Origin of the sequence: Streptomyces sp. NBC_00250, from assembly GCF_036192275.1 — a bacterium.
In the GTDB taxonomy this organism is placed as follows: Bacteria; Actinomycetota; Actinomycetes; order Streptomycetales; family Streptomycetaceae; genus Streptomyces.
On the sequence record NZ_CP108088.1, the window covers coordinates 1,069,019 to 1,081,884 of the forward strand.

At 71.3% G+C, this 12,866-nt stretch carries 10 protein-coding genes; all 10 read right to left on the reverse strand.

Annotation, left to right across the window (positions count from 1 at the left end; all coding sequences use genetic code 11):
- Nucleotides 1-42: 42 nt before the first annotated feature.
- The 10 genes from OG259_RS04675 to OG259_RS04720 all read right to left on the reverse strand — a co-directional run bounded on the left by OG259_RS04675 (nucleotide 43) and on the right by OG259_RS04720 (nucleotide 12,857).
- A complete protein-coding gene (locus OG259_RS04675; protein ID WP_328941013.1) occupies nucleotides 43-2,883 on the reverse strand; it encodes a helix-turn-helix transcriptional regulator in 2,841 nt (946 codons plus the stop codon).
- Between the two features lie 60 nt (nucleotides 2,884-2,943).
- Nucleotides 2,944-3,558 (reverse strand): FMN reductase, encoded by a 615-nt coding sequence (locus OG259_RS04680; RefSeq protein ID WP_328941014.1) that lies wholly within the window; start codon nucleotides 3,556-3,558, stop codon nucleotides 2,944-2,946.
- The gene (locus OG259_RS04685) at nucleotides 3,555-4,640 is read right to left on the reverse strand and encodes an LLM class flavin-dependent oxidoreductase (RefSeq protein WP_328941015.1); all 1,086 of its coding nucleotides are present in this window, start codon (nucleotides 4,638-4,640) and stop codon (nucleotides 3,555-3,557) included. Before OG259_RS04685 ends, OG259_RS04680 begins: the two co-directional genes overlap by 4 nt.
- A 103-nt stretch (nucleotides 4,641-4,743) precedes the next feature.
- On the reverse strand, nucleotides 4,744-5,580 hold the full coding sequence (locus OG259_RS04690; protein ID WP_141299897.1) for an alpha/beta fold hydrolase: 837 nt from the start codon (nucleotides 5,578-5,580) through the stop codon (nucleotides 4,744-4,746).
- 134 nt (nucleotides 5,581-5,714) lie between these two features.
- Nucleotides 5,715-8,453, reverse strand: coding sequence for an ATP-binding protein (locus tag OG259_RS04695; protein ID WP_443051913.1), 2,739 nt, complete (start codon nucleotides 8,451-8,453; stop codon nucleotides 5,715-5,717).
- A gap of 26 nt (nucleotides 8,454-8,479) precedes the next feature.
- Entirely contained in the window at nucleotides 8,480-9,367 is an 888-nt protein-coding gene (locus OG259_RS04700; RefSeq protein ID WP_328941017.1) for a carbohydrate ABC transporter permease, read from the reverse strand.
- Nucleotides 9,364-10,329 carry a carbohydrate ABC transporter permease gene (locus OG259_RS04705; RefSeq protein WP_328941018.1) on the reverse strand — a complete coding sequence of 322 codons (966 nt, stop codon included), beginning with the start codon at nucleotides 10,327-10,329 and terminating at the stop codon, nucleotides 9,364-9,366. Before OG259_RS04705 ends, OG259_RS04700 begins: the two co-directional genes overlap by 4 nt.
- Nucleotides 10,329-11,660: an ABC transporter substrate-binding protein gene (locus OG259_RS04710; protein ID WP_328941019.1), complete on the reverse strand. Its 1,332-nt coding sequence runs from the start codon at nucleotides 11,658-11,660 to the stop codon at nucleotides 10,329-10,331. Before OG259_RS04710 ends, OG259_RS04705 begins: the two co-directional genes overlap by 1 nt.
- Before the next feature lie 103 nt (nucleotides 11,661-11,763).
- On the reverse strand, nucleotides 11,764-12,489 hold the full coding sequence (locus OG259_RS04715; protein WP_328941020.1) for an alpha/beta fold hydrolase: 726 nt from the start codon (nucleotides 12,487-12,489) through the stop codon (nucleotides 11,764-11,766).
- 47 nt (nucleotides 12,490-12,536) lie between these two features.
- Nucleotides 12,537-12,857 carry a GNAT family N-acetyltransferase gene (locus tag OG259_RS04720; protein ID WP_055640692.1) on the reverse strand — a complete coding sequence of 107 codons (321 nt, stop codon included), beginning with the start codon at nucleotides 12,855-12,857 and terminating at the stop codon, nucleotides 12,537-12,539.
- Between the last annotated feature and the right edge of the window lie 9 nt (nucleotides 12,858-12,866).

Here is a 12,866-nt window from a genome sequence, read left to right on the forward strand (position 1 = left end):
GAATCGTCCATTGCCATGACGCCCACAGGGGATACGAAGCGACTACTCTCCGCTGTCACGATGCTTCACCAGCCGGGTAAGCTCCACGCGCGAGGTGATGTCCAGCTTGGTGAAGGCCCGGCGCAGGTGCGAACTCACCGTGTGCGGCGAGAGGGAGAGGTGCTCGGCCACCTGCTGGTTGGTCAGCCCTTGTGCCACGAGCCGTACCACCCGTATCTCCGCGGCCGTCAGCTCGGGCCATGCCCCGGAGAGTCCGGCCGTCGAGGGCCGGCGGCGGACACCAGCGGCCCGCAGACGCCGGCGGACGCGTGCGACGTCCCTCTCGGCGCCCGCTCGCACATAGAGCGCGAGGGCCGTCTCGAAGTACGGGACCGCTTCCGGCTTGCGGGTGGCCGCCAGCTTGCGTCCGGCGTCCTCCAGCGCCGACGCCCGGGCCAGTACCCGAGGGCAGTCCTCGTACAGCCGGACGGCGCGTACGAGCGGGGCGAGGTCGTTGTCGAGGAGCCCCCGGGCGTGCGCGGCGGTGGCGGCGAGGAACGGGAGGTCGGGATTGAGCACGGCTCGCTTCTCGGCCATGGCGACCGCCTGCACGGCCCGTTCGTGCCTGCCCGCGCGCAGCGCCAGGCGGACGAGCACCGGGGCGTCGGCCGGGTCGATCAGGCCGGCGTAGGCGGGCCGGTCCGCGGCGGGCGACGTCATCACCGCGTCGAGTACGGCCATGGCGCGGTCGGGCCGGCCTTCGTAGTCGGCCATCAGCGCCAGCATCCAGGTGCCGAAGTGCCGGACGACGGGTGCGTCGTCGCTCCGCATGCGCCTCGCCTGCGCCGCGTACGCCTCCGCAGTCTGCCGGTCGCCGGTGTGGAGGGCGACGCGCAGCATCACGTACCGGAGCGTGACATCGGCGAGGTTGCCCGGGCCGGGTTCGTCGGTCGCCGGGGACGCGGCTTCCGCGTCGGCCCGGGCGTCCGACAGCCGTCCGGTCTCCAGATAGATGCGGGTGCGGGTCATGAGCCACATGCGGGTGGCGGCCGTCCGGCCCTGCTCCCTGGTGATCCGGATGCCCTCCTCCGCGACGGCGAGCGCCTCCGCGGTGCGTCCGGTGGTGTTCGACAGGAGGGCGTGCCACAGGGCCTCCGGCACCCACAGCGAGGTGCTGACGCCCAGGGCGTCGGCCAGCGCGGCGGCCCTCTCGGCCTGCCGGAACGCCTCGGTCAGGTTCATGCGGTGGAAGCTCACGGCCGAGCGGACCGTCGTCAGCGTGGCCTCGGCGTTGCGGTCCCCCGCTGCCGCCGCGGTGTCCCACGCCTGCGCGGCGACCTGCTCGGCCGCCGCGTGTTCGCCCGACATCGACAGGCCGACGGCGAGCATGGCGAGCAGGCGCCCCCTCGTGGTCAGGGAGATCCCGGGCAGTGCCGCCCCGGCTCGGGCCTGCCGGACCGCCTCGGAGAAGTCGAACTGTACGGCGAGGCGTGCCAGGGCCAGGCGTATGAGCGCCTCGTCCTCGGGTCCGAGACCGCCGGCCGCCAGGGCGGTGGCTCCCAGTTCACACGCCTGGGCGGCCCGGCCCGTCTGCCAGAGCAGCGGGATCGTCTCGGCGATGACCCGCGGCCGCTCCGGAGCGTCCGCGGAGGTGAGTTCCAGGGCCATGAGGCTGCGTTCCGCAGCGGGTCCCGGCGCCGTGGCCGCGTACTCCGCCGCGGCGGAGCGCAGCCGGTCGGCCTCCGCCGCATCTGCCGGTGCTCTCCCGGCCGACGGCCCGGGATGCTCGACAGCGGAGGCCGCGCTCCCCGGCGGCAGCTCAGCGGCTTGATCACGCACGGCCAGACGCAGGGGCAGGGGGAGGCCGGCTTCCACCGCCTCGCGGATCAGGTCGTGGCGGAAGGCGAGGCGATCGCCGCTTTCGGTGAGCAGATCGGCGTCGAGGGATTCCCGGACCGCTGTGATGAGCGCCGCCGAGGACCTGCCGAGCAGTTCGGCCAGCACCGCGACGGTGACCGGGCCGCCCACGGCGGCCGCCGTCTGCACCAGTTCCCGTGCTTCGTCGGACAGCTGGTCGAGGCGGCGCGCGACAGAGGGGAGTTCCCGTGGGGCGGGGGGTCCGGCCGACAGCCTGGCCGTGCCGTTCTCGATCGTCACCGCCTCCCGCAGCGAGCCGAGCAGCTCGACCAGCAGCTGTGGGACTCCTTCGGCGCGGCGGGCGACGCGGAGGACGTCCGGGTCGGGAGCGGCGCCGAGCACGTCCTCCGTGATCCGTGTGGTCGCCTGGTCGTCCAGCGCCCCCAGTGCCAGCTCGTGTGCGCCTGCCTGCCGGATCCTGTCCAGGGTCGTGCGCACCCCCGACGGCACGCTGCCGCCGCGCACGGCGACCAGCCACAGGATGGCGTGCGCCGAGAGTCCGGCCGCGAGGGTGTTGAAGGTGAGAAGGGTCAGGTCGTCACACCACTGGAGGTCGTCGAGGACGACGAGCAGGGGGCCGTTTCGAGCCGTCTCCCTCAGGCGGTCCCCCAGTTCCTGGAGCAGCCAGAAGCGCTGGCCGGGCGTCGTGGCGAGGTCCCTGAGACGGACGGCGCCCGCCAGCGGTTCCTCGCCGGAGAGCAGACCGTCGAGGAGCGGGCCGAGCGGCACGAACTGTTCGTCGGGGTCCGCCGCTCCCTCGAACACCTTCGTCCCGCGCCGCCTCGCGGCTGCCGCGGCCTCCGCGAGGATCCTGGACCTGCCGATGCCGACGGGGCCTTCCACGCGGATGATCCCGCCTTCACCCCGGTCGAGCGCGTCGAGCCGCGCCTCGATGACCGCCATTTCGGCGTCCCTGCCGCGGAAGGGCGTCCGTACACCCTCGGGTTCCTCGGGCACGGTCCTTGTCGTCACTCGGTTCACGCTCATACGGCGGAACAGTATGAACCATATGAACCGCCCCGCCGTCGCCCGGCCCAGGGGCCCGTCTCAGTCGAAGCGCAGGTCGGCGAGTTGCCGTTCGAGGACGGTGACGTCGTCCTCGGGCTCTTCACCGACCGGGCGCGCCGCCATGAGAGCGGCGAGCTCGACGCCCGCCCGGCGGACGCGGCCGGGAAGGCCGTCGGTGTACTCGTCTCCCGCCGAGCCCCAGTCCTCGGATGCCGCGAACACGGCGGTGGGGACGACGACGGCGCGGAGATAGGCGAAGAGCGGGCGCACGGCGTGCTCGAGGACCAGGGAGTGGCGGGCGGTACCGCCCGTCGCCGCGGCCAGGACCGGCTTCCCGGAAAGGGCGTCCGGATCGATCACGTCGAAGAAGGACTTGAAGAGACCGCTGTAGGAAGCCGCGAACACGGGAGTCACCACGATCAGGCCGTCGGCCGCCGTCACCGCGTCGATCGCGGCGCTCAGTCGCGGCGGCGGAAAGCCGGTCACGAGGTGGTTGGCGATGTCGCCGGCCAGCTCCCGCAGCTCCACGACCTCGGTCGACGGCGCCTGCCCCCTGGCGGCGAGTTCGTCGCGGGCCGCCTCGGCCAGCCGGTCCGCGAGCAGGCGGGTGGAGGAGGGGGCGCTCAGCCCCGCGGAGACGACGATCAGCTTCACGCGGCGGACACCTCCCGGACGGCTCGAAGGGAAGCGTGCGTGGGGGCCTCCGGTACGTCGGCCGGACACCCCTTGGCGAATTCCCTCCGCAGCACGGGCACGACCTCTTCGCCGAGGATGTCCAGCTGTTCAAGGACGGTCTTCAGAGGCAGGCCCGCGTGGTCCATCAGGAACAGCTGGCGCTGGTAGTCGCCGACGCTCTCCCGGAACGACAGGGTCCGCTCGATGACCTGCTGGGGAGAGCCCACCGTCAGCGGGGTCTGCTCGGTGAAGTCCTCCAGCGACGGGCCGTGGCCGTACACCGGCGCGTTGTCGAAGTAGGGGCGGAACTCCCGTACGGCGTCCTGGGAGTTCTTGCGCATGAAGACCTGTCCTCCCAGGCCGACGATGGCGTCCTCCGGCCGGCCGTGGCCGTGGTGCGCGAACCGGCGCCGGTAGAGCTGCACCATGCGCCGGGTGTGGTCGGCCGGCCAGAAGATGTTGTTGTGGAAGAAGCCGTCGCCGTAGAAGGCGGCCTGCTCCGCGATCTCCGGAGACCTGATGGATCCGTGCCAGACGAACGGCGGGACGCCGTCCAGCGGCCGGGGTGTCGAGGTGAAGGCCTGGAGCGGCGTACGGAACGTGCCCTCCCAGTCCACGACGTCCTCGCGCCACAGCCTGCGCAGCAGCGCGTAGTTCTCCTTGGCGAGGTTGATGCCCTGCCGGATGTCCTGGCCGAACCACGGGTAGACCGGACCGGTGTTGCCGCGCCCCAGCATGAGGTCGACCCGGCCGTCGGCCAGGTGCTGGAGCATCGCGTAGTCCTCGGCGATCTTCACCGGGTCGTTGGTGGTGATCAGCGTCGTGGACGTGGACAGGATCAGCTTCTCGGTGCGGGCGGCGATGTAGCCGAGCATGGTCGTCGGCGACGACGGGACGAACGGCGGGTTGTGGTGCTCGCCTGTCGCGAAGACGTCCAGGCCGACTTCCTCGGCCTTGAGGGCGATGGCGACCATCGCCTTGATGCGTTCGCGTTCCGACGGAGCACTGCCGTTGGTGGGGTCGGGGGTCACGTCCCCGACGGTGAATATGCCGAACTGCATGGGGTGTCTGCTCTCCTGAGCTCGGCCGGTTCCCGCGCCGGGAACCGGGGGCCGGGGTGACGCCGGGGGCTCCGGCGTCACCCGGCGGGGCAACGGTGCGGCGTCACTTCGCCAGGAAGGCGAGGAGGGCGGTGTTGACCTCATCGGCGTGGGTCCACAGCAGGCCGTGCGGGGCGCCCTCGATCTCGACGTAGTCGGCCGACGGGAGCGCCTTGTGGAACGGGCGCGCGGTGCCCTCGGCCGGAAGGATGCGGTCGGCGGTGCCGTGCAGGATCAGGGCCGGCACGTCGACGGCCGGGATGTCGGCGCGGAAGTCGGTGTACCAGGTCGACGGCGCGGCGGACGCGGCGAAGGAGCCGCCGCGGGCCGCGGTGTTCCAACTGTTGCGGACCGCTTCCTCGCTGATGCGGGTGCCCAGGTTCTCGTCGAGGTTGTAGAAGTCGTTGAAGAAGGCGGTGTAGTAGGCATAGCGGTCGGCCTTGACGGCGGCGACGATTCCGTCGAAGAACTCCTTCGGGGCGACGCCGGCCGGGTTGTCGTCGCTCTTGAGCAGGCAGGGCTCCAGGGAGGCCAGGAAGGCGACCTTGGCGACGCGGGCGGAGCCGTACGTGGACACGTAGCGGGCAACTTCTCCGGTGCCCATGGAGAAACCGACCAGGACGGCGTCCTTCAGGTCGAGGGTCTCCAGCACGGTGTTCAGGTCGGCCGCGAAGGTGTCGTAGTCGTAGCCGATGGTCGGCTGGGAGGACTGCCCGAAACCGCGGCGGTCGTACGTGATCACGCGGTAGCCGGCATCGAGCAGCGCGGCGCTCTGGCGCTCCCAGGAGTGGCCGTCGAGCGGAAAGCCGTGGATGAGGACGACCGGCTGCCCGGCACCCTGGTCCTCGAAGTACAGCTCGATGGGGTTGGTGTTCTCCTGGCCCACGGTAATGAACGGCATGGGGATGCTTCCTCGATTCGGGTCGGCTGGTCCGCGCGTCGAAGCGGCGCGGTATGCCCGTCACGTTAGGACCGGTCCCGCGCCTCCTGTTGACGCGCCGCGCACCACACCTTGCACGCGGGCGCAGAGGTCACTCAGTCGCCGGTCGCCGTTCCGGCGTCGCCCTCCGCGAGCACGATCCGGGCCAGGTGGACCCTTGAGCGCACCGAGAGCTTGCGGAAGATCGACGCCAGATGGGTGTTGACCGTGTGTGGGGAGACGACGAGGGCCTCCGCGGCCGACCGGTTGGTGTGACCCGCGGCGATCAGCCGGGCCACCTTGCGTTCCGAGGCCGTGAGCGCTTCCCAGCCCTGGCCGAGGCGCGGCCGGCGGCCTCCGGAGCGTCGGCCGGTACGGCTTGTGGCCCGTTCCAGATCGGCCTGGACCCGGTCTGCCTCGGCGTCGGCCCCCGCCTGGGCGTAGATGTCGTGCGCCCTGGTCAGGGTGGGTGTCGCAGCGGCGTCGCCTGCCGCAAGAAGAGCGCGCCCTAGGTCGGCGGATGCGGCGGCGAGGGGCAGCGGCCGGGGGCCGGTGAGGAGGATGCGGACCGCCCGCTCCAGAAGTCCGTGGTCGGCGTTCACCAGGCCGGCCGCGTGGGCGGCCGTCCCTTGTGCGGTCGGCACGGAAGGATTACGGGTGGCGTGTTCGGCGGCCTGGGCCGCGAGGTCCTCGGCCAGGTTCCGCTCCCCGCCGCGCAGGGCGATCCGCACGGCCTGGACGACATGGGGGCGAAGGAGCCGCCACCGGAGGAAGTGATGGTCACGCTGCACGGAGCGGACCAGTTCGGCCGCTGCCGCGTGGTCGCCTTCGGCGTCGGCGACGACGGCCTCGAAGTACCGGTGCGTGGCGTGGTTGCCCGTGTTCGGCCGCCCGGCCACGGTCGCCCGCACGACGTCCAGGTGCTCCCGCGCGGCTTCGCGGTCGCCGCGCAGCATCGCGAGGAGGCCGCGGTTGACGCGGATGTTGACCAGGTTGCCGGGCAGGTGGAGGTCCGCTTCGAGCCGCTCGGCGGTGACGAGGTCGGCGTCCGCGTCGTCGAGCCGGCCGAGCCCCATGTTCAGGGTTCCCTGGGCCCAGGTCAGCATGGCGGGGCGCAGGGGAACGTCGCCCGCCGTCCGGAGCAGTCGCCGTGCGGCGTCGAAGTCGTCCATGTGGATCCGGGCGACGGCCTCCTCGGGCAGGAAGGCCGTGTCGAACACGCTCAGCGCCGTGTGGTGTTCGGCGGCGGCCGCGCAGTCACCCGCGTTGAGGGCGATCTCGCCGAGGCCCCACAGCGCGAGGACACGGGCCTCCCGGTCACCGGACCGCTCCGCCTCGGCGAGTGCCCGTTCGCCGGTCTCGCGTGCGGCCCCGAGGTCGCGCCCGCGGGACCGGGCGAGGGCCTGCCGGGCGGTGAGCCGGGCGCGGATCGTCGGGTCGGTGACGGCGGCCAGTGCTGCCGTCGACCGTCGGGTCAGCTCGTGGATGTCGTCGAGGTGCCACAGCGTGTCGCCGAGTACGGACTGCAGACGGGCGAAGACATCCAGGGGCGGCTGCCGGGCGAGCAGCGTGTCGCCGGTATCCCGCGCCTGGGTGTACCGGCCCGCGCGGGTCAGCGCGACGATGGCCCGTTCTCCCACGTCGAACGCCATGGGTGCATGGGGCGGTACGAGTTCCAGGGCGCGTACGGCCAGGTCGGCTGCGAGGTCGGGCATCACGGCGATCACGTCCGTGGCGGCCGTGCCGAGCAGCCCGATCGCCTCCTGGTCGCCGGGTTCGGCGCTCTTCAGCAGATGCGGGACCGCGTCGGTGGAGCTCCGGCCCGCTGCGACGAGCCGGCTCGCTGCCTCACGGTGGAGCGCCCGGCGTACGGAGGGGGCGAGATCGGCGTACACCGCTTGGCGGAGCAGGTCGTGGCGGAACAGGAGTCGTTCGCCGTCGTCGTGGAGGAGGGCGGCCGCGATCGCCTCGTCCACTTCGGCGCTGAGTCCGGAGGCGGGCCGGCCGCACAGGGCGGCGGCGTCCGCGAGCGAGAACGCGCGGCCGAGGACCGAGCCGATCCGCAGGAAGTGGAGGGTGTCCGGCCGGAGGTCGGCCAGCCGGTCGCGTACACCGAGGACCAGCCGCTCCGGCGGCTCCGGTGCGTCCGCGCCCGAAGCCGCGATGCCCGTGAGCATCTCGGCCGCGAGGAAAGGGTTGCCTCCCGCCCCGTCGAGAAGTTCCGCGACCTGCGTCGGCACGTCCCCGCCGAGGACGTCCCGTGCCAGCTCGGCCAGGGCCGTGTCGGACAGCGGCCGGAGGGGGAGGGTCGTCGTCCGCGGCCCCTGCCCGTACAGTTCCGGGTCGATCCTGCCGGTGAGCAGCCAGAGGACCGGGGAGCTGAGCAGCCGTGCCGGCATGACACTCAGGGCGAACCGGCTCAGCGGGTCGGCCCATTGGACGTCGTCGACCGCGATCAGTACGGGTGTGCCCGCCGAGCGTTCCTCGATCAGCTGGGCCAGTCGTTCGACGAGCCAGATGCGCTGGTCGTGATGGCCCGCGAGGTCTGCGAAGTCCGTGCTGGACAGCAGCGGCGGGTCACCGTGCAGGAGGCCGGAGGCCAGTGAGGCGAGTGGTGCCAGCTCGTGCAGTTCCTCGGCGCGTCCATGGCTGACGACGAACCCGTGAGCCCGCGCGATCGAGACGGTCTCCTGCAGCAGTACGGTCTTCCCGATCCCGGGCTCGCCCAGGAGCAGCGCGATCGCTCCTCCCTCGCCGTCGCGCACCGCCTCGATCAGGGCCCGCAGCCGCTCCAGCTCGGCTTCACGGCCCCGCAGCCCGGGCCGGCTCAGCGCCGCGCTCCCGGGCACCGCCATGCCTTCTCCCTCGGGCCGGTCGGGGCTCATCCCTTGACCGATCCGGCGAGCAGTCCCTGTGCGAAGTGCCGCCGGAGGCAGATGAAGACGAGCAGCGGGACGAACGCCGTCACGAAGGCTCCTGCGGTGAGCCGCTGCCACTCGTTGCCGTACGTCCCGGCCAGGCTCGCCAGTCTGACCGTCATCGGCGCGGTCTCGGCCGTTCCGCCCGACAGCGTCAGTGCCACGAGGAGGTCGTTCCACACCCAGATGAACTGGATGATGGCGAAGGAGACCAGGGCCGGGCGGGCCAGGGGCAGCACGATCCGGAGCAGCAGCGCCCCGTGCGAGGCGCCGTCGACGCGGGCGGCCTCGATCAGGTCCCGGGGCAGCCCTGCCAGGAAGTTGTGCAAGAGGAACACCGCGAACGGCAGCGCGAAGACCGTGTGGGCGAACCAGACCTGGCCGAAACGCGCGGGACCGGTGAGGTTCCACGCGGGCAGGAACAGCCAGCCCTGGGAGAACAGTTTCAGGAGGGGGACGAGCGCCATCTGGAGCGGCACGACCTGGAGCGCGAAGATGCCGACGACGAGCGCGTCCCGCCCTCTGAAGTCGATCCACGCCAGGGCGTACGCCGCGAAGAACGCCAGCACGAGCGGGAAAAGCACCGAGGGAAGCGTGATGACGACGGAGTTGACGAAGTACTCCGCGAGCCGCCCCGACCCGTTCCCGCCGCCGGACAGCACCTCGCCGTAGTTGTCGAGCGTGAGGTGCGGCGTGCCGAACACGGTCCACCAGCCTGTCGTCTTGATCTCCTCCTCGGGGCGGAACGAGGAGAGCAGCAGGCCGAGGGTCGGTGTCGTCCAGAGGACCGCGATCACCACGGCGATCGACGTGAAGGTGCGGGAGGCCAGACGCTCCCGGACGTCGTTCACGCTGCCCTCCGCTGTGCCCGGACCTGGTGGGCGACGAAGGGGGTGACGAGGACGAAGAGGAGCATGGCGAGTGCCGCACCGCGGCCCGTCTCGCCGTAGCGGAAGGCCTGGTCGTACATCTCGTGGGCGATGACGCCCGTGCCGAACTGTCCGCCGGTCATGGTCTTGACGATGTCGAAGGCCTTGAAGGTGCCGATCGCCTGGGCCAGGACCACGACGAGCAGAGTGGGCCTGATCGACGGCATGGTGATCCGCCGGAAGATCTGCCGGGGGGACGCGCCGTCGAGTCGGGCCGCCTCGGTCAGCTCTCCGGGAACGGCCCTGATCGCGCCGGCCAGCACGAACGCCGCGAAGCCCGCCTGTGTCCACACCATCACCACGATGAGGAACAGGACGTTCCAGGGAGAGTCCACGAGCCATTGCCTCGGTTCGCCGCCGCACGCGACGACGAGCAGGTTCAGCAGCCCGATCTGCCCGGCCTCCGCGGGACGGTAGGCGTAGACGAACTTCCAGACGACACCCGCGCCGACGAAGGAGATCGCCATCGGCATCAGGACGAGGGACAGCGCGAACGCTCTGAACCTCGACCGTACGACGGCCGCCGCGTAGAGCAGACCGACCGAGGTCGCCAGCAACGGCACGAGCACCACCCACGCCAGGGTGTTGCGCAGCACCACCAGCGCCCGGGGGTCGGTGATCATCCACACGTAGTTGTCGAAGCCGGCCCACGCGTCTCCCCCGCTGTCGGTGAACGACAGCACCAGGGTGCGCAGACCGGGCAGGAGGAGACCCACCGTGAGCAGCAGCAGCGCGGGGGCGAGCAGGAGAAGGGCCGCGGCCCTTCTCCGAACCGGACCCCGGTGCAGTGCAAGCAGGATCAGGGAGACCACCGCCGCGAAGGCGGCGACGCCCTGGAGCAGGTACAGCAGCTTGGGCTGCTGGGCGACGGCGTCGAACGACATCAGTGGCTCGGCCAGGACCGTTCGATGGAGTCGGCGACCTGCCGGGTGTTCGCGCCGCCGATCCAGTCGACGGCTCCCTTCCAGAACGTCCCGGCGCCGACCGACGCGGGCATCAGGTCCGAACCGTCGAACCTGAACTGTGTCCCGGGGTCCTGGAGCAACTGGATCGAGAGTCTGTCGACCGAGGTCGCGGCGTTCGCCGGATCCACTCCCCTGTTCGCCGAGACGAACGGGCCCTTCTTCATACGCGCGTTCGCGAAGTCCGCGGAGGCCAGATACTCCTGGAACGCCCGCACCTCGGGACGGTCGGCGAACATCGCGGTGAACACCCCACCGCCCAGTACAGGGCGGCCGGCCTGGTCGGCCCCCGGCAGGAGGAAGGCGTAGACGTCCTTGTCCGGTCCGATTTCGGTGCCCTTCGGCCACATGTCGGCATAGAACGAGGCCTGGCGGTGCATCGCACAGTCGCCGGAGAGAATTGGTGTGCCGGCCTCCTGAAAGGAGATCGACGCCATCGAACGGGCCGGACCGAAACCGCCGTTGGCGTACCGGTCGTTCTTGAGGACGGACCCCACGGTGTCCATGGCCTTGATCACCCGCGGGTCGTTGAACGGGATCTTGTGGGCGACCCACTGGTCGTAGACGTCCGTGCCCTGCTGACGCAGCAGGACGTCCTCGATCCAGTCCGTCACGGGCCAGCCGGTCGCCTCGGCGGACTCGATGCCCGCGCACCACGGCTTGACACCCGACGCCGCGACCTTCTCCGTCACGGCCATCAGCTCGGACCAGGTGCGAGGAACGCTCAGTCCCCTGTCGCGGAAGAACTTCGGCGAGTACCAGACGAACGACTTCACGTTCGCGACAAGCGGTGTGCCGTAGAGGGTGCCGTCCACGGTCGCGTAGCTGTTCCAGTCAGCCGACCAGCCCTCCTTCGCGAGGGCCACGACCCCGGCGCTCGCGGGCTTGAGCTTCCCCGCCCGCGCGAAGCGTTCCAGGAGCCCGGGCTGAGGGAAGAACGCCACATCCGGCGCACTCCCGCCGTCGACCCGGAGCTGGATCTGAGCCTCGAACTCGCCGTCCCCCTCGTACTGGACGTCGATTCCCGTGCAGTCCACGAAGTCCGCCCAGGTCTCTTCGAACAGGTCGGCCTCCCGGTCCCGGTTCTCCGCGTAGACGGTGACCTTGGCGCCGGGGTGCTCGCCGTACCTGGCGTACGGCCCGCAGTCCACGGCGGTGTGCGACTGCGTGCCGGTGTCCTGCGGGACACCGCAGGCGGTGACAAGGGCGGCGAGGGCGATGACGGCGAGCGCGAGCCTCGCGCCGAACCTCATGGGTGTAGCTCCTCCGATCGCCCGCCGAAGGGTCCTCAGGGGCGATCAGAAGCTACCAGCGCTCGAACAATATCGACTAATCGTTCCAACCAGAACGATCGGGTCAGTGGGTGGTGGACCGGGCCGCGTCCTGTATCAGCTCCGCCACGGCCTTGGGCTGGGCGAGCATGACCAGATGGGAGGAATCGACCTCGACGGTGGTCATGCCGGCGCGCTCGTACCCGTAGCGCTCCACATCGGGGTTGATCGTGCGGTCGGAGGAGGCGACCAGGCCCCACGAGGGCTTGGTCCTCCACGCCGCGACAGGCGCCGCCTCCGAGAAGGCACGTGCGGCCAGGGGGCGCTGGGAGACGGCGAGCACCGCGGCGAGGTCGGGGTCGACGTCCGCCGCGAAGAGGGCGGGGAACTTCTCGATCTCCACCGAGACGTCGGTGCCCGTCTCGGTGGAGCCGGCCACCGGGAACGGGGTGTAAACGAGCGCGTCGGCGAGACCGGAGTCGGGGAAGCGGCCCTGCAGCTCGCCCAGGCTCTCGCCCTCCTGCAGTGCGTATCCCGCGAGGTACACCAGTGCGCGGACGTTGTCCTCCGCGCCGGCGAGGGTGATGACGGCACCACCGTAGGAGTGCCCGACCAGGATCACGGGGCCTTCGATGGCGCGGATCACCGAGGCTATGTACGCGGCGTCGTCGACGAGGCTGCGGTTGGGCACGGCCGGGGCCACCACTTCCATGCCGGCGGCTGTCAGTTCGGGGATGACGCGGGCGAAGCTGGAGGCGTCGGCGAAAGCGCCGTGGACGAGGACGACGGTGGGGCGGGCGTGTCGGGGCATGGGGGAACTCCTCGGAGTGTGGACGGGGAAGGCTGTGGCGGGGTGCTTCACAGGCCGAAGCGGGCGCGCCTCGCCTCGGGCACAAGGTCGGCGTATTCGAGGTGCTTGCCGATCCAGCCCCGGATGAAGGGGCAGTACGGCAGGACGCGCAGCCCTCGGGCCCGGGCGTCGTCGAGGACCCCGCGGGCGAGCAGCCCGCCCAGGCCCCGGCCGGCGAACCGGCTGTCGATCTCGGTGTGGATGAAGGCGATCTCGCCCTCCGAGAGGTGGTACTCGGCGAAGCCCGCGGTCTCGGTGCCGTCGGCGTCGCCGTCGGCGAGGATCTCGTACCGGGACTTCTCGGGCCGGTCGGTCACTCGGGGTTCCATGGGTGCTCC